The following is a 16,143-nucleotide window of genomic DNA, read 5'->3' on the forward strand; positions in this document are numbered from 1 at the left end:
GCCTGACCTGCCGGATACCGTACATTTTTAAACCCACCAAGGACACATGAAGATTGCTATCGTCGGTTGCGGCAACATGGGAATGGCGTTTGCCAAGTCTTTTTTGCAGTATGATCTGGTAAAAAAAGAAGACCTGTTGCTCATCGAAAAAAGTGCGAACCGCTGCGAATCCCTGAAAGCTGAGAAAACAGGCGTGGTGGTCGATACCATCAGCTCCCGGATTTCCGAAGTTGATCTAATTATTCTTTCCGTCAAACCGCAGGATTTCAACAGCTTGCAGGACGCGTTGCGGGAAGCTATTCAACCGCAGCAAATGATTTTGTCCATCATGGCCGGTATTCCGATTGCAACCATTCAGGAAAAGCTGAACCACCGGCTGGTAATCCGCGCCATGCCAAACACGCCCGCCATGCTGGGCATGGGCATTACCGGTTTTACGGCGGCCAAGGAAATTGACCTGACCAATTTACGGAAAGTAGAAAACCTGATCAATGCCACGGGTCGGTCGATCTTCCTGGAAGACGAAGCCCTGCTGGATGCCGTGACGGCGCTCAGCGGCAGCGGGCCGGCTTATTTCTACTACCTCGTCAAAGCGATGGTCGAAGCGGGCAAGCAAATGGGCTTTGATGAATCCGTTGCTTCGCTGCTGGTCAAACAAACAATGCTCGGTGCTTTTCACCTGATCAACACCGCCGACAAGTCGCTGGACGAGCTGATTCAAGCTGTCGCGTCCAAAGGCGGTACGACCGAAGCGGCCCTGAAACGGTTTGAAGATGGAGAGTTGGCCGATACCCTGATTGCGGGCATCAAAGCCGCCCAGACCCGGGCTACGGAACTCTCGAAAGCCTAGGAACTCCACAAATAAAAAGTCCGGTCCACTTCACGCGGACCGGACTTTTTGCTTTACAGGCCCGTGTAATTGTAGGGTGTAATGGCTCGTAATTCTTTTTTGACCGCTTCCGAAACGTTCAGCCCGTCGATAAACCGGGCAATGGCCTCGGCGGTGATTTTCTCGTTCGTGCGCGTCAAATCTTTCAGTGCTTCGTACGGTTTGGGGTACCCCTCGCGCCGGAGAATGGTCTGAATTCCTTCCGCAACGACGGCCCAGTTTTCCTCCAGATCGGCCTGGATGGCGGCTTCGTTGAGTTGAATTTTGCCCAATCCTTTCAGGAGCGACTTCAATGCAATAATCGAGTGGGCAAACGGTACGCCGAGGTTGCGCAAAACTGTGGAGTCGGTCAAATCCCGTTGCAGCCGCGAAATAGGCAATTTGGCAGCCAGGTGTTCGAACAATGCGTTGGCAATCCCCAGGTTCCCTTCCGAATTTTCAAAATCAATGGGATTAACTTTGTGCGGCATTGCCGATGAGCCCACTTCGCCCGCTTTGATCTGCTGTTTAAAGTAGTTCATCGAAATGTAGGCCCACATATCGCGGTTCAGATCGATCAGGATCGTGTTCAGGCGCTTGAAAGCGTCGAGGGTGGCCGCCAGCATATCGTAGTGCTCAATCTGGGTCGTATGTTGGCTGCGTTCCAATCCCAGTTTTCGCACAAATCCGTTCCCGAAGGAATTCCAGTCAATATCCGGGTAGGCAACGTTGTGCGCGTTGAAGTTGCCGGTCGCTCCGCCGAATTTGGCCGCTGCCGGAATGTCGGTCAGCATGTAAAGCTGCTTTTCAATCCGTTCGCAGAACACCAGAATTTCCTTGCCCAGCCGGGTCGGAGAAGCGGGTTGACCGTGGGTGCGGGCCAGCATCGGGACGGTTTTCCATTGCTCGGCCAGCTCCTGCAATTTGACGTAAACCGCCCGGTACTGCGGTTCAATCTCCATGTCGAGCGCATCGCTCAGGAGCAACGGCGTAGCCGTGTTGTTGATGTCCTGCGACGTCAGCCCGAAGTGGATGAATTCCAGGTGATCCGCAATGTTCAGATCAGCCAGTTTTTCTTTGATAAAATATTCGACGGCTTTAACGTCGTGGTTGGTTTCCCGCTCAATTTCTTTGATGCGCAGCGCGTCGGCTTCCGAGAAGTTTTCGTAGAGGGCCCGCAGCTTCGGAAAAACCTGTGGATCGATGTCTTTCAACTGGGGCAGGGGGAGCTCGCAGAGATCGATAAAGTACTCAATTTCAATTCGAATGCGGTACCGGATCAGCCCCCATTCCGAGAAGTAAGAGGCCAGCGATTCAACTTGACGGCGGTAGCGGCCATCAATCGGCGAAATTGCGGAAAGCGCAGAAAGTTGCATAAGCTTAAAAACGAAAACGCAAAGGTAATCGAACCGCCCGAATCCGCTCTTTATAAATCCACTACAGAATGAATATTTTGCATCGGACGCGAATATTCGCTCTGTCGATGAATGCTAATAAATATTGCTTTATATTGGCAACTTTGTAACAGAACGAATATTTTATTGGCTTTTACGCTTTACTCCTAAACCCACCTCTTTGCTATGCAACTGTCTCCCTTCCTCGGTGAACTGGTAGGAACGTTGGTCTTGATCTTGTTAGGCGACGGTGTAGTCGCGAATGTTATCCTGAAACAAACCAAGGGCGAAGCCGCCGGCTGGATTGTGATCACCACGGGTTGGGCTTTTGCCGTTACCATGGGTGTGTTCATCGCCAAAGCGTTTGGCAGCATCGACGCGCACCTGAACCCGGCCGTCACCATTGCCTTTGCCGTGGCTACGAGCGATTACAGCAACCTGGCAAGTTACATTCCGGCGCAGTTAATTGGTGCTTTTCTGGGCGCGGTGCTGGTCTGGCTGCATTACCTGCCACATTGGGCCGCCACGCCCGACCCTGGAACCAAACTGGGAGTTTTTGCCACGGGTCCGGCCATTCGCCAGCCCGCGGGCAACGTGATCAGTGAATTCATCGGGACATTGGCATTAATCATCGGAATTGCGGGCATTTCAGCGAAAGCCCTCGGAACCATTGCCATCGGGTTGGGGCCGTATCTGGTTGGGGTGCTGGTCTGGAGCATTGGCCTTTCGCTGGGCGGCACCACCGGCTACGCCATCAATCCCGCCCGCGATCTGGGCCCGCGAATTGCCCACGCCTTGTTGCCCATCCCCGGCAAAGGTTCGTCGGACTGGAGTTACGCGTGGGTTCCCATCGCCGGGCCCGTGATCGGCGCTGTGGTGGGCGGACTGCTGATCAAATGGTACGCACTATAGACTGCTGGCGGGTTGTTGATCAAGGTATTTCAGCAATTTTTCGACGGCTGCGTACACCGTATCCAATTGCTCGTCGGTGATGCAGTAAGGCGGGAAAATGTACAGGACATTGCCCAGCGGCCGCATCAGTACGCCCTCGTTAAGCAGAAAATTGTAGGCAACATCCCGAATCGTACTGAAGTAAGAACTGGTTTGGCCGTCCGCCCCCAGATCGAACGCCAGGATGGTGCCGCGTTGCCGCATGTTTTTAATTCCCGGTTTCTGCCTTAACGCTTCGGCAAACGCTGCGTGTCGCTGGACAATGCGTTGAATTGCCGCCTGGGTTTCGTCGGCGAGCAGCAGATCAAGGCTGGCAAGCGCGGCTGTACACGCCAGCGGATTGGCCGTAAACGAGTGTCCGTGAAACAGCGTTTTGTACCGGTCTTCCGACAGAAAGGCGTCGTAAATTTCCTGCGTACAGGTCGTAACGCCCAAAGCCATCGTGCCGCCGGTCAAGCCTTTCGACAGGCTGATCAGGTCGGGCTGTTCCCGCAGGTGATAGGACGCAAACAGTTTGCCGGTCCGGCCAAAACCCGTCATAACTTCGTCGGCAATGATCAACACACCGTGACGGCGGGCCAGGCTGATGAATTGATCCAGCACGTCCGGTTCGTACATGACCATTCCGCCCGACCCCTGCACCAAAGGCTCTACGATGAAAGCCGCAACCTCATCGCTCAACCGCGCCTGCAGTTGGTCCAGGGCGGTTTGCTCCTGTCCTGCAACCGGAGTCGGGATGTATTCAACATCGAACAGAAACGGCACAAACGGAGCCGTGAAGGCACTGCGCCCGCTTACGGCCATCGCTCCGAATGTATCGCCGTGGTAAGCCCCTTCCAGCGCAATCACTTTCCGGCGCGGTTGGCCGATATTGTGCCAGTACTGAAAGGCCATTTTGAGAGCCACTTCAACCGCTGTCGAGCCGTTGTCGGAGTAAAAAACCTTGCGCTGGTTGTTTGGTAAAAGCGGTAACAGCCGTTCGGCCAGCTCAATGGCGGGCTGGTGGGTAAAACCCGCAAAAATGACGTGCTCAAGCGTTTGAAGCTGCTTGTAAATCCGCTCGGCAATGTACGGATGGCTGTGCCCGTGAATGGTAACCCACCACGACGAAACCGCATCAATGTAGGCGTTTCCGTCTTCACTGAACAGCACCGCCCCTTCGCCCCGAACAATCGGGATGGGCAGCGGAGCCGTCTGCATTTGCGTGAACGGATGCCAGATTACGGCCTGGTCGCGCTCCCTCAGACTGGTTTCAACACCGACCGACCGGTCGGGCTCGTTATTTGGATAAGCTTGCATCATGTTCTTCCAATAAATGTTTTACCTGAGCCGCATTCCGGCTTACAAATTCCCGGTTGACTTCTCCACCCCATTCTATTCGTCCGAAACTCTTCAAACCGGTGTACTGGAGGATGAAGTCCTCCGATGCCGGGGTTTCGGGACCGTTGAAAATAAGTCCCAGAACAGGAATGCCGCGCCGTTGCAGGGCTTCCACCGACAACAGGGTGTGGTTAATGCTGCCCAGATAATGTTTGGAAACCAGCAAAACCGGTAACTGGAGTTGCTGCACCAGGTCAATGTTTAGATCGCGGTCGTTCAGCGGAACCATCAAACCGCCCGCCAGTTCGATCACCAGATGGTTGTCGGTTTGGGGAACGGAAAACGCAGAAAGGGCGATCTGGACCCCATCAATGGCCGCGGCTGCGTGGGGCGACAACGGCTCCCGCAGCCGGTAAGCTTCGGGATGGAATCGGGAGACGGTGTTGGAAATCAGCCGCCGGACGGTTTCAGTATCCGAATCTTCCAGCGCGCCGGACTGCACCGGTTTCCAGTAGTCGGCCTGCAGCGCTTCCACAACGATGGACGACACCACGGTTTTGCCGATTTCGGTACCGACACCGGCAAGAATAAATTGCAAAGGATTACTCATGAACATACATAATTTCCTGTAAGGTCTGCACCAGCCGATCAATGTCGCTTTCGGAGTTGAACGCGTGCAGACAGATTCGCAGCCGTTCGCGACCCGCCGGAACCGTCGGACTCAGGATGGGCCGGATGTCGAAACCGGCTTGCTGAAGTTGCGTGGCGGTGGCCCGGCAAGCGTCATTTCCCGGAACAACCAGCCCTAAAATCGGGCTCTGGTCGGAGGTCCATTCCGTCTGGGGCAAGTGCACCCCGATCTGCTCCTGAAAATAGGCGCGTAATGCGTGCAGTTGCCGAATGAGCGCCTGACACTGCGGTAAAAACCGGTAAACGCTCCGAATCGCCAGCAGGCTGTGCGGGGGCAAAGCCGTCGAATACACGAACGGGCGGGCAAAATTAATCAGAAACTCCCGTAGGACCGCCGAACCCACGACCGTTGCACCGTGAACGCCGAGGGCTTTCCCAAAGGTATGCACCCGCGCAAACACCCGTTTTTCCAAACCGAGCGCCTGCACCAGCCCTTCGCCGTTTGTTCCAAAAACGCCCGTTGCGTGGGCTTCATCCACGATCAAAGCGGCTTCGTAGCGTTCGCAAAGGTGAACGAGTTCAGGCAGCGGTGCCAGGTCGCCGTCCATCGAGTAAACCGATTCAATGGCTACGTAAACCGCACCGGTCGCGCTTTTCAGACGGTTTTCCAGATCGGACAGATCGTTATGACGGAATTTAAAGCGGTTTGCCAGGCTTAGCCGGGCGCCATCGATCATGCTGGCGTGAATCAGTTCGTCGGTGAGCAGGGTATCCCCGCGTTGGGGCAGACTGGCCAGTAAACCAACGTTGGCGTCGTAGCCGGAATTAAAAACGAGGGCCGCTTCGGCGCCGTGGAAGTGGGCAATTTCACTTTCCAGTTCTTCGGCCAGGGCTGAATTCCCGGCCAGTAGCCGGGAGCCGGTCGATCCGTTCAGCAGTGCCGGGTACTGGAAAACGGCCTGTTGAATCTGCTGGCGCAATGCGGGTGAGCGGGCCAGACCCAGGTAATCGTTGGAACAAAAATCAATCAGGTCGGTCGGTTTTTTCAACGAGCGGAGCAAACCGGCCGAACGGCGTTTTTCCAGTAATTTCTGGAGGGTATTATCAGCTTTTGTCACCTCTCTGTTGGCTAATTAGCAAGGCCGTTTGAGTATCCGGTCATAGCACATAATGTGGAAAAATGGTATTAAAATAAGGAGTTATCCACAGTGTAATGTGGATAACTCACTCTGTTTTAGCTTTTTTATGGTTTAAAAAGTTAGTAAATGGTCCTAGCTGCTGAATAGCTATTCATCTATGTCCACAAAAGCCGTTATCAGTTTGTCGGCCAATTGCTTTTTTCTTTACATCTTACCGAGTTTATCCGGAGCTTTTTCGTTGGTCAGCAGACTGGCCGCGGCTTCGTCCAGGTACAACTGGCAGTTCGGATGCGACCGTAAAATGCTGGCCGGAAACAGATTACTGATTGGCTGCTCCAGCGTATCCTTAACAGCCTGCGCCTTGCGTTCGTCGGGAACTGAGCAGATGATGTGCCGTGATTTCATGATTTGCCGAACTGACATACTGATGGCCTGCTTCGGTACATCCTCCAGCGTCGGAAACCAGCCTTCATTGAACTGCTGACGCCGACAGGCGGCATCCAGGTCAACAATCAGGTAAGGTTTTTCGGTGTCAAAATCGGCCGGGGGATCGTTGAAAGCCAGGTGACCGTTTTCGCCAACGCCAACCAGCGCCACGTCGATGGGGTGTGCCTGGATGAGTGTTCCAAGCCGTTGAGTTTCTGCCCGAGCATCTACTTCGCCGTTGATGAGGTAACTGGCTTTCAGGGGTGGAACCTGATCCAGAAAGCGCTCCTGCAGGTATTTGCGGAAACTGGCCGGATGCGAAAGCGGCAGACCGATGTACTCGTCCAGGTGAAACATCACCACCCGGCTCCAGTCAACATCTTCCCGAATAAGCTGCTGCAAGGTGGCAAACTGGCTTGTTCCGGTGGCCAGAATAACATTGGCTTGTCCGCGTTCGGCAATGGCTTGCTGGATGAGGGCTGCCGTTGCCTGGCCCGCGCTCTGGCCGAGTTGTTCAACGGTTTTTGAAATCAGAATCGTCATAATAAGTTTCGTAAGAGCAAAGGCGGTTGAATCGTTGGTTACAGGTTTTTAATTCGGGTGGTGCCACCGGCTGCCAGGCTGATGTCTACCGGTTTGTTGGTTTTCCAGGAGCCGTTGGTAAAGTCCGGCACGTCGATGGAATTCGAGCGATGGGCCACCGACCACTCGCTGAGCGGGCCAACGCTGCTCCACAGGGCCGCGTCATAAACGTCCTGATCCAGTGGCAAACCGTTGCGCAGGCAGTCGATAAGCCGCCAGTCCATCAGAAAATCCATGCCGCCGTGGCCGCCCACCTGTTTGGCCAGTTCGCCCACCCGTTTGACGATTTCGGGCTGGTATTTCTTTTCGAGTTCCTGGTAATCCTGTTCCGAGAGCCATTCGTGGCCCGTCGCAATCCGGCCGGGCAGCGGGTATTTCTGCGCCACGGCTTTCGTGCCGCTGATAAGGTGAATCCGGGAATAGGGTCGGGGAGAGCTGACGTCGTGCTGAAGCATCATCGTCCGGCCTTTTTTCGTCCGGATGGTGGTTGTGTTCATGTTACCCCGAAACGATTTGCCCTGAAACTGCTTAAAGTAGGTGTTCTGCGCGGCCAGTTCGTCCACTTTTTTCCCAATCATGAAATCCTGACTGGAGGTGGCAACCAGGTAATCCATCTGGTCTCCGCGGTTGATATCGAGGACCTGCGCAATCGGCCCCAGGCCGTGCGTAGGGTAGAGGTTACCGTTGCGCTGGTTTTCCTTTAATCGCCACAGTTCGTAACGTTTGCTCTGATCAAACAGGGACTCGAAAATGTCGTGAATGTAAGCGCCTTCTGCGTGAATCAACTCACCAAAAAAGCCCTGGCGCGCCATATTCAGCGTCATTAATTCGAAGAAATCGTAGCAGCAGTTTTCCAGCATCATGCAATGCCGACGCGTCCGCTCGGAGGTTTCGACCAGCTTCCAGCAGTCTTCAACGGTTGTTGCCACCGGAATTTCGCAGGCGACGTGTTTGCCCTGTTCCATCGCGTACAGGGCCATCGGAGCGTGCAGGTTCCAGGGTGTGCAGATATAAATCAGGTCGATATCGCTCCGATCGCAGAGGGCTTTCCAGGCGTCGGCTTTTCCGCTGTAGTAAGTGGGTTTATGAGCGGTTTTTTCCAGGACCTTCTTGGCCTCCTCAATGCGCTCCGGCCGAACGTCGCAAATGGCCTGAACCGCCACATTTTCGAGATAAACGATCCGTTTCAACGCGCCGGTTCCCCGGTTGCCAACCCCGATGTAGCCGATCCGAACGGTATCAATTTTAGGGGCGCTGTAACCGCACATATTGAAGGTCTGCCTGGGAGGGCGTGGAGCGGGGGTTACGGCGGGTAAACCGTTGCTCAATCCTGTGGTACTGAGTCCGGCACCGGCTAATCCGGTCAATTTCAAGAAATCTCGGCGTTTCGTGTTCATGGGTTTCGGGTTATGATTCGAAACTCGCTTGGTTTTCCGGAAAAAGCAACTCACGAAGCCAAGAAATCTGTTCAGGAAACCCGCAGAACCACCTTGCCGAACTGTTGGCCGCTTTCAATTTTCCGCAGAGCCTGCTCCGCTTCCGCCAGCGGAAGCACGTCGTCGATGACCGGTACGATTTGTTTTCCCGCGACGAACCGAACCATCTCCGCAAATTCCGCGTCCGTTCCCATCGTCGTGCCGTGGATGTTTAATTGCTTGAAAAAGATTTTGGAAGGGGCCACATCCGTGATGGTACCGGTGGTGCCACCGTAGAAAACAATCCGGCCCCCCGGTGCGGCAACGTCCACCAGTTTAGCGAATCCCGGCCCGGCGGCACTATCAATGATGACGTCGAAATAACCGCCTTTGCCACCAGTTTGAGCCAGCAGGTTTTTAGACCAATCGGCTTCCCGGTAGCTTACTGCGCCGGTGGCGCCCAGTTCTTTGGCCCGCTGAAGTTTTTCGTCGGAGCCGGACGTAACCCACACCTCCGACCCGGCGGCCCGGGCGATCTGCAGGGCAATCAGGGCCGCTCCTCCGCCAATGCCGGTAATCAGAACCCGCTCCGGATGGTTGATCAGCAACCGGGCGCGGGTCATCAAGGCGCGCCAGGCAGTTACCCCGGTTAATGGCAGAGCGGCCGCCTGCTCAAACGAAAGGTGGTTGGGTTTGTGATGCAGGTATTTCGCCTGAATTTTGATGTACTCAGCGAAGGTGCCGTTATCGGGCATGCCCAGGATCCGGAAATCCGGGCCAAAGAAGTTAGGATTTGGCCCCCAGTCGAGCGCCGGATTGATAATGACCTCCTGCTTTTTCCAGACTTTATCCACCCCCTCGCCGGTTTCTACCACCACCCCGGCCCCGTCGGAACCCAAAACAACCGGCAATTTCATTTTGGGGTACAAGCCGTGTTGAACGTACACATCCCGGTGGTTGATGGCCGCAGCTTTCAATTGCACGATAACCTCGCCTGGTCCGGCAACGGGCGTCTCAGTATCAACGTATTGGGCGGGTTGGTGCAGCTCGGATTGGATGATCGCTTTCATTCTTCCAGATTGTAATTGACGTTCAGGATGGCGCTCCGTACGTTACCAAATCTGGCCAGGAGGTCCTCCGCCCGTTTCTGCGAAACGCCCGTTTCACTCATAACCATGTTGGTCGCCCGGATCTTGAGTTTATGATTAGTTAATTGCATATCGACCATTTTGTTGCCTTTGACCCGGCCCAGTTGAATCATAACCGAGGTCGAAACCATGTTGAGAACCAGCTTTTGAGCGGTGCCGGATTTCATGCGTGTGCTGCCCGTTACAAACTCAGGCCCCACAACGACCTCGACCGGAAATTCGGCCGCCTGAGCCACCGCTGAACCGGGGTTGCAGACGATGCATCCCGTCAGAATACCGGCTTCACGGGCTTTCTGCAAACCGCCGATGACGTAAGGAGTCCGGCCCGACGCAGCAATGCCGATCAGCGTATCCAGCGGTTCAATGTGATAGGCCTGCAAATCTTTCCACGCCTGCTCCGAATCGTCTTCCGCATTTTCGACAGCACTCCGGATGGCGCGGTCGCCCCCGGCAATGATGCCCACGACCAGATCGGGCGAAACGCCGTACGTCGGTGGACATTCCGAGGCATCAACTACGCCCAGACGACCGCTGGTACCCGCACCGATGTAAAACAGGCGTCCCCCTTCTTTCATGCGTTTTACAATCTCCGTCACCAGGGCTTCAATTTGCGGGATGGCTCTCTCAACGGCCAGCGGAACGGTTTTGTCTTCCTGGTTGATATTGGTCAGCAACTCACGAACGGACATTCGCTCCAGATGGTCGTAATGCGATGCGTTTTCTGTAATCATAGTATAATGCTATTTCCTATACATCAAAAGTACAATGTATTCCATACGAACTACGCATAATGAAAAAAATACTAAAAAATCGTGGTCAAATTCTTGCGTAATTTAGTTCGATTTTTTTCCTTTGAAACAAATTACGCTTTCAGCGAATTTTCGCTAACTGGATTTATGACAACTATAGCAACCGAAAAAAATCAACTAAACCGGTACAGTTCCACCCTTACCCAGGAAGTCAGTAACCCGGCCGCTCAGGCCATGCTTTACGGCATTGGTTTGAAGGAAGAGGACATGAACAAACCTCAGATCGGAATTGCCAGTGCTGGTTACGATGGCAACCCCTGCAACATTCACCTGAATGGCTTGGCGGCTTACGTAAAAAAAGGAGTCAATGAAAGCGGGTTAGTTGGGTTGGTATTTAACACAATCGGTGTTTCGGACGGGATGACCAACGGAAACGATGGAATGTCGTATTCTTTGCCGTCGCGGGATATTATTGCGGATTCGATTGAAACGGTTGTCCACGCGCAGTGGTACGACGGTGTGATTGCGGTGGTGGGTTGTGATAAAAATATGCCCGGGGCGCTCATGGCAGTGGGCCGGTTAAACCGTCCTGCCATTCTCGTATACGGCGGCACCATCCGCTCGGGAAGCTACAAGGGCCAGAAATTAGATATTGTATCGGCGTTTGAAGCTTACGGCAAAAAAGTTGCCAACAGCATCAGCGAAGAAGATTATAAAGGTGTTATCCAGAATTCAATCCCCGGCGCGGGAGCCTGTGGGGGCATGTACACGGCCAACACAATGGCGTCGTCGATGGAAGCGATGGGCATGAGCCTGCCGTATAGCTCGACGTTCCCGGCAACGCACGAAGGCAAACAGGCCGAATGCCGGAAAATTGGGGAAGCCATGATGAACCTGCTGGAAAAGAATATTCTGCCCAGCGAAATCATGACCAAAAAGGCTTTCGAAAACGCTATGACGGTGGTAATGGCACTGGGCGGATCGACCAATGCCGTGCTGCACTACATCGCCATTGCTAAATCCGTTGGGGTATCGCTGACGCTGAAAGATATTCAGGACATCAGCGACCGGACGCCGTATCTGGGCGATCTGAAGCCGAGCGGGAAATACTACATGGAAGACATGCTGGCCATTGGCGGGGTCCCGGCGGTGATGAAATACCTTCACAAAGAAGGCTATATCCACGGCGACTGCCTGACCGTAACCGGCAAAACCGTGGCTGAGAACCTGGAAGGAGCACCGGATCTGGATTTCGAAACGCAAAACATCATCCGTCCGCTGTCGAATCCGATGAAGAAAAGCGGCCACATCCAGATTCTGTACGGTAATCTGGCGACGCAGGGTGCCGTTGCCAAAATTACGGGCAAAGAAGGCGAGCGGTTTGAAGGAATCGCCAAAGTTTGCGAGCGCGAAGAACAGCTGCTGGAGTTTATTCAGAACCGGGAGATTCAGGAAGGCCACGTCATCGTTATCCGCTACGAAGGACCGAAAGGCGGACCGGGTATGCCGGAAATGCTGAAACCGACCTCGGCCATTATGGGGCTGGGCCTGGGCGATAAAGTGGCCCTGATCACGGACGGACGGTTTTCGGGAGGAACCCACGGTTTTGTGGTGGGGCACATCACACCGGAAGCGCAGGAAGGGGGTAACATCGCCCTGGTTCGCGACGGCGATAAAATCACCATCGACGCCGTTAACAACGTGATTCACATGCACGTATCGGATGAAGAACTGGCCGAGCGCCGGGCCAACTGGACGGTTCCACCCTTGGAAAAAGCGGCTGATCATGGTATTTTGCGGAAATACGTGAAGCTGGTCAGTTCCGCCAGTGAAGGCTGCGTGACGGATGCTTAGTAACGAATGAAATCAACGAACGCCGATCGGCGGTACGGATCGCTAAAACAGACAATACAATGAATACAACAGTCAGTGAAATAACGGCAGAAGAACCGCAACCGGCTGTTCCGGCTGCCCAATTGATCAAGCCCCTGACGGGGGCCGAAGCGCTCATGCAGGCTTTGGTGGAAGAGGGCGTGGAAACCATTTTTGGCTACCCGGGCGGAGCCATCATGCCGGTTTATGACGCACTCTATGATTATCAGGATCGCCTGAACCACATTCTGGTGCGTCACGAGCAGGGCGCGGCCCACGCAGCCGAAGGCTACGCCCGGGTGACGGGCCGGGCCGGGGTTTGTCTGGTGACTTCAGGGCCGGGGGCCACCAACCTGGTGACGGGAATTGCCGACGCCATGATCGACTCAACGCCGATGGTGTGTCTGGTCGGTCAGGTGGCAACGAAGCTGTTAGGAACTGACGCATTTCAGGAAACCGACGTGATTGGCGTTACGATGCCGATTACCAAATGGAATTACCAGGTGACGAGCGCCGACGAAATTCCGGAAATTGTAGCCAAGGCCTTTTTCCTGGCACAGACGGGCCGGCCGGGTCCGGTCGTGATTGATATTACGAGGAGTGCTCAGCTGGAATTGATGACCAAACCTTTCGAGTACGCCAAGTGCGAAAAGGTCATCAGCTATCGTCCGCGTCTGGTCCCCAAGCAGGATCAACTGGAGAAAGCCGCTGAAATGATCAACAAGGCCAAAAAACCGTATATGCTGGTGGGCCACGGCGTCTTGATCTCTAAAGCGGAGAAGGAACTGCTGGCGTTTGTCGAAAAAACCGGTATCCCGGTGGCTACCACGTTGCTGGGGCAGTCGGCTCTTTCGGTCGATCACCCGCTCTACACGGGTTGGCTGGGTATGCACGGCAACTACGGATCCAACGTCATGACGGACCAGTGCGACCTGCTGATTGGAGTTGGAATGCGCTTCGACGACCGTGTGACTGGAAATAAGGAATTGTTTGCCCGGCAGGCGAAAGTCGTACACATTGAAATTGATCCGGCTGAAATTGATAAAATTATCAAAGTTGATGCCCCGGTGATTGGTGACGCTAAAGAGGTTTTAACGCGCTTAATGCCGCTGGTGAATCAGAATGACCACACCGCCTGGCGCAACGAATTTCGGAAATACGACGACATTGAAGAGGAAAAAGTAACGCAACCCGCCATTGCGCCGACGACCGAAAAAATTAAAATGGCGGAAGCCATCAATTTGCTGTCGAAAAAAACGCGCGGAGAAGCCGTCATGGTGGCCGACGTGGGCCAACACCAGATGATGACATCGGCTTACTACGAATTCAAGAAACCACACAGCCTGGTTACATCGGGTGGTTTGGGAACGATGGGCTTTGCACTTCCGGCAGCCTTCGGGGCCAAAGTGGGTGATCCAAGCCGTGAGGTCATTGCGATCATCGGCGACGGTTGTTTCCAGATGACCATTCAGGAGCTGGGAACGATCGCCCAGAATAAGCTCCCGGTGAAAATCATCATTCTGAACAACAACTTCCTAGGAATGGTACGGCAGTGGCAGCAATTGTTCTTCGAACGTCGGTATTCGTTCGTGGAGCTGCAGAATCCGGATTTTATCACCATCGGTAAAGGTTTCGGAATCGACGGCCATACGTGTGCCAACCGCGAGGATCTGTCGGCGTCGCTGGATACGTTGCTGGCATCAGACAAGCCGTATCTGCTGGAAATTATCGTCGAGAAAGAAGAGAACGTATTCCCGATGGTTCCGGCCGGAACCAGCGTCGCATCCATCCGGCTGGAATAACGTACCCTCGGATTAAGTCCGTGAGCGGTTTACATAAAAATTACAAACAACACCGACTGAAGCCGGTGTAGCTCGAGCTACACGGCTCAGTCCCTGGGTACGAATACAAAGATGAATACTTACACCATTTGCATATTCACCGAAAATACGATTGGTCTGCTCAATCGGATCACGATTATTTTCACCCGTCGGCGCATTAATATTGAAAGCCTGACGGTTTCCGAAACCGAGCGGAAAGGTGTTTCCCGGTTTACCATTGTAATCAAGCACGAATCGCGGGAAGAAGTTGAAAAACTGGTTCGTCAAATTCGTAGAATTATTGAAGTCATGGCGGTTTTCGGGTACCTGAACGACGAAATCGTGTCGAACGAAATTGCGCTGTTCAAAATTGCTACTCCGTTGGGTTCCAAGCCGTTGGATATTGAATACATCAACAAGCACTTCAACGCCTGGGTGGTATACTGGCAACTGGATTACGTGGTAATTGAGAAGACCGGTTCGGAGAAGGAAATTTTCGAGTTTTTCAGTTACATCAAACCCCACGGAATTCTGGAGTTTGTTCGTTCGGGCCGGGTTGCGGTTGGCAAAACCGAGAAGGGGCTGGTTGAATACTTGCCTGAATATGAGTGGGAATATTATTTGTAAAGGCGATATTTGCGGCCGGATTCAAATAATTACATGCAACAACCGTCTTTAGCCGCACCAATCTATCAATTTGAGCAATGGCTGTCCGCTTTCTTCGACTCTCGATTCTGGAAGGCTCGGCTGATCGGGCTTGCCATTCTGATTTCGATCGGTAGTCTGCTGGCGCTCAACAGCGTTTTTATCGACCGCGGATTTCGCTATTTATACGAAGAAATAAGGCAACCGGGCCGGCTGGACGGCTTTTTCTGGGATGACATCATCCGGCAGAGCGATCGCATGTTTGAGCCTAATACCTACGAACCAGGTACGCACGAGGCCAATCAGACCTTCCGACTGACTATTCCGATGATGGTTCATTTTTTCCGGTTGGGCGTTGCAAAATTATATTTGCTTCAGCTGGTGCTGGGAGTAGTCTTTCTGTGGGCGGTTACGAGTATTGCAAACCGGGTGTTGCAGGATAAAGTACTGACGTTCTATTTCCTGACGGGTTTTACGGCAATCTATGCCGGAGCCGCTTTTGTCATTAATTACTTTGGCCACTGCGATGCCTACGTGTATTGTTTCATGGCCTTGGCGCTGTATTTTCGGAATCCGCTGTTGGTGATTTTGTTTTCGCAGCTGGCATTCTGGTGCGACGAACGGGCGTTGATCAACTCAACTTACATCGGGCTATGGTATTTATTACCCCTAATTCAGACCGTTGTAAAAACCCGTAAGTTTGAGTTACGACTGATTCCCGCACCATTGGTGGCCCTGGTAGTCAGTGTCATGTTGTACGGAGCGACCCGGAAATGGCTGGAACTGACCTACGGGATGACGGTTGGACACGATGCATCCTGGTCGGCCCGGACGCTGGCCTGGAGCATGAGTTACGTAGGGGATAAAATGGCGCGCGGACTGGAAGGAATGTGGCTGATTCTGCTGGCGGCTTTCTGGGCGCTGGCCGTTCGGCGGCAGTGGCTGGAGCTGGTCCTGCTGGGCGGGGCCTGGGCACTGACGATGCTGGTCTCGGTGCTGGTTGCCGACGGAACGCGGTCGCTTTCGTTTGGCTTTATGGCGTTCTTTTTCGCGCTGGCCATCCTGAAGCGCTACCTGTCGGCTGGGCAGCTACGGTTTTTGTTGTTGAGCAGCGTGGTAATTTCACTGATGTATTCGATTAATTTTCCATAAATCTGTAATCAATTTCAGTTCAAATAAACTAG

The 16,143-nt window shown here is 53.7% G+C and carries 14 protein-coding genes; 6 read left to right on the forward strand and 8 right to left on the reverse strand.

Features of this window, described 5'->3' with window-relative positions:
• Window positions 1-46 precede the first annotated feature (46 nt).
• On the forward strand, window positions 47-850 hold the full coding sequence (gene proC, locus OQ371_RS09520) for a pyrroline-5-carboxylate reductase (RefSeq protein WP_265993534.1): 804 nt from the start codon (window positions 47-49) through the stop codon (window positions 848-850).
• Between the two features lie 53 nt (window positions 851-903).
• Here proC and purB read toward each other — a convergent pair whose 3' ends face one another.
• The gene (purB, locus tag OQ371_RS09525; RefSeq protein WP_265993535.1) at window positions 904-2,244 is read right to left on the reverse strand and encodes an adenylosuccinate lyase; all 1,341 of its coding nucleotides are present in this window, start codon (window positions 2,242-2,244) and stop codon (window positions 904-906) included.
• A gap of 204 nt (window positions 2,245-2,448) precedes the next feature.
• Here purB and OQ371_RS09530 point away from each other — a divergent pair, with 204 nt between their 5' ends.
• Complete coding sequence (locus OQ371_RS09530; protein WP_265993536.1) at window positions 2,449-3,174, forward strand: MIP/aquaporin family protein; 726 nt, start codon at window positions 2,449-2,451, stop codon at window positions 3,172-3,174.
• Here OQ371_RS09530 and bioA read toward each other — a convergent pair.
• The 7 genes from bioA to murQ form a co-directional block, all read right to left on the reverse strand.
• On the reverse strand, window positions 3,169-4,515 hold the full coding sequence (bioA, locus tag OQ371_RS09535) for an adenosylmethionine--8-amino-7-oxononanoate transaminase (RefSeq protein ID WP_265993537.1): 1,347 nt from the start codon (window positions 4,513-4,515) through the stop codon (window positions 3,169-3,171). The genes OQ371_RS09530 and bioA overlap by 6 nt on opposite strands.
• Window positions 4,493-5,143 carry a dethiobiotin synthase gene (gene bioD / locus OQ371_RS09540; RefSeq protein WP_265993538.1) on the reverse strand — a complete coding sequence of 217 codons (651 nt, stop codon included), beginning with the start codon at window positions 5,141-5,143 and terminating at the stop codon, window positions 4,493-4,495. Before bioD ends, bioA begins: the two co-directional genes overlap by 23 nt.
• Window positions 5,136-6,281, reverse strand: a complete 1,146-nt coding sequence (locus OQ371_RS09545) for an aminotransferase class I/II-fold pyridoxal phosphate-dependent enzyme (RefSeq protein ID WP_265993539.1) — start codon at window positions 6,279-6,281, stop codon at window positions 5,136-5,138. The genes bioD and OQ371_RS09545 overlap by 8 nt, the downstream gene beginning before the upstream one ends.
• Before the next feature lie 225 nt (window positions 6,282-6,506).
• Complete coding sequence (locus OQ371_RS09550; protein ID WP_265993540.1) at window positions 6,507-7,271, reverse strand: glucosamine-6-phosphate deaminase; 765 nt, start codon at window positions 7,269-7,271, stop codon at window positions 6,507-6,509.
• 38 nt (window positions 7,272-7,309) lie between these two features.
• Window positions 7,310-8,707 (reverse strand): Gfo/Idh/MocA family protein, encoded by a 1,398-nt coding sequence (locus OQ371_RS09555; RefSeq protein ID WP_265993541.1) that lies wholly within the window; start codon window positions 8,705-8,707, stop codon window positions 7,310-7,312.
• A gap of 71 nt (window positions 8,708-8,778) precedes the next feature.
• The gene (locus OQ371_RS09560) at window positions 8,779-9,795 is read right to left on the reverse strand and encodes a zinc-binding dehydrogenase (protein ID WP_265993542.1); all 1,017 of its coding nucleotides are present in this window, start codon (window positions 9,793-9,795) and stop codon (window positions 8,779-8,781) included.
• Entirely contained in the window at window positions 9,792-10,604 is an 813-nt protein-coding gene (gene murQ, locus OQ371_RS09565) for an N-acetylmuramic acid 6-phosphate etherase (RefSeq protein ID WP_265993543.1), read from the reverse strand. Before murQ ends, OQ371_RS09560 begins: the two co-directional genes overlap by 4 nt.
• Window positions 10,605-10,769: 165 nt before the next feature.
• Here murQ and ilvD point away from each other — a divergent pair, with 165 nt between their 5' ends.
• The 4 genes from ilvD to OQ371_RS09585 all read left to right on the forward strand — a co-directional run bounded on the left by ilvD (window position 10,770) and on the right by OQ371_RS09585 (window position 16,111).
• On the forward strand, window positions 10,770-12,476 hold the full coding sequence (ilvD, locus tag OQ371_RS09570; protein WP_265993544.1) for a dihydroxy-acid dehydratase: 1,707 nt from the start codon (window positions 10,770-10,772) through the stop codon (window positions 12,474-12,476).
• A 59-nt stretch (window positions 12,477-12,535) separates the two neighbouring features.
• On the forward strand, window positions 12,536-14,296 hold the full coding sequence (gene ilvB, locus OQ371_RS09575; RefSeq protein WP_265993545.1) for a biosynthetic-type acetolactate synthase large subunit: 1,761 nt from the start codon (window positions 12,536-12,538) through the stop codon (window positions 14,294-14,296).
• A gap of 111 nt (window positions 14,297-14,407) precedes the next feature.
• Window positions 14,408-14,941: an acetolactate synthase small subunit gene (ilvN, locus tag OQ371_RS09580; RefSeq protein WP_265993546.1), complete on the forward strand. Its 534-nt coding sequence runs from the start codon at window positions 14,408-14,410 to the stop codon at window positions 14,939-14,941.
• Window positions 14,942-14,974: 33 nt separating this feature from the next.
• Complete coding sequence (locus OQ371_RS09585) at window positions 14,975-16,111, forward strand: hypothetical protein (protein WP_265993547.1); 1,137 nt, start codon at window positions 14,975-14,977, stop codon at window positions 16,109-16,111.
• The last annotated feature ends 32 nt before the right edge of the window (window positions 16,112-16,143 follow it).

This window comes from Larkinella insperata (genome assembly GCF_026248825.1).
GTDB classification, from domain to species: Bacteria; Bacteroidota; Bacteroidia; order Cytophagales; family Spirosomataceae; genus Larkinella; species Larkinella insperata.

Coding starts and splice junctions, on each gene's coding strand:
- proC (WP_265993534.1), top strand. CDS start 47: ATGAAGATTGCTATCGTCGGTTGCGGCAACATGGGAATGGCGTTTGCC.
- purB (WP_265993535.1), bottom strand. CDS start 2,244: ATGCAACTTTCTGCGCTTTCCGCAATTTCGCCGATTGATGGCCGCTAC.
- OQ371_RS09530 (WP_265993536.1), top strand. CDS start 2,449: ATGCAACTGTCTCCCTTCCTCGGTGAACTGGTAGGAACGTTGGTCTTG.
- bioA (WP_265993537.1), bottom strand. CDS start 4,515: ATGATGCAAGCTTATCCAAATAACGAGCCCGACCGGTCGGTCGGTGTT.
- bioD (WP_265993538.1), bottom strand. CDS start 5,143: ATGAGTAATCCTTTGCAATTTATTCTTGCCGGTGTCGGTACCGAAATC.
- OQ371_RS09550 (WP_265993540.1), bottom strand. CDS start 7,271: ATGACGATTCTGATTTCAAAAACCGTTGAACAACTCGGCCAGAGCGCG.
- OQ371_RS09555 (WP_265993541.1), bottom strand. CDS start 8,707: ATGAACACGAAACGCCGAGATTTCTTGAAATTGACCGGATTAGCCGGT.
- OQ371_RS09560 (WP_265993542.1), bottom strand. CDS start 9,795: ATGAAAGCGATCATCCAATCCGAGCTGCACCAACCCGCCCAATACGTT.
- murQ (WP_265993543.1), bottom strand. CDS start 10,604: ATGATTACAGAAAACGCATCGCATTACGACCATCTGGAGCGAATGTCC.
- ilvD (WP_265993544.1), top strand. CDS start 10,770: ATGACAACTATAGCAACCGAAAAAAATCAACTAAACCGGTACAGTTCC.
- ilvB (WP_265993545.1), top strand. CDS start 12,536: ATGAATACAACAGTCAGTGAAATAACGGCAGAAGAACCGCAACCGGCT.
- ilvN (WP_265993546.1), top strand. CDS start 14,408: ATGAATACTTACACCATTTGCATATTCACCGAAAATACGATTGGTCTG.
- OQ371_RS09585 (WP_265993547.1), top strand. CDS start 14,975: ATGCAACAACCGTCTTTAGCCGCACCAATCTATCAATTTGAGCAATGG.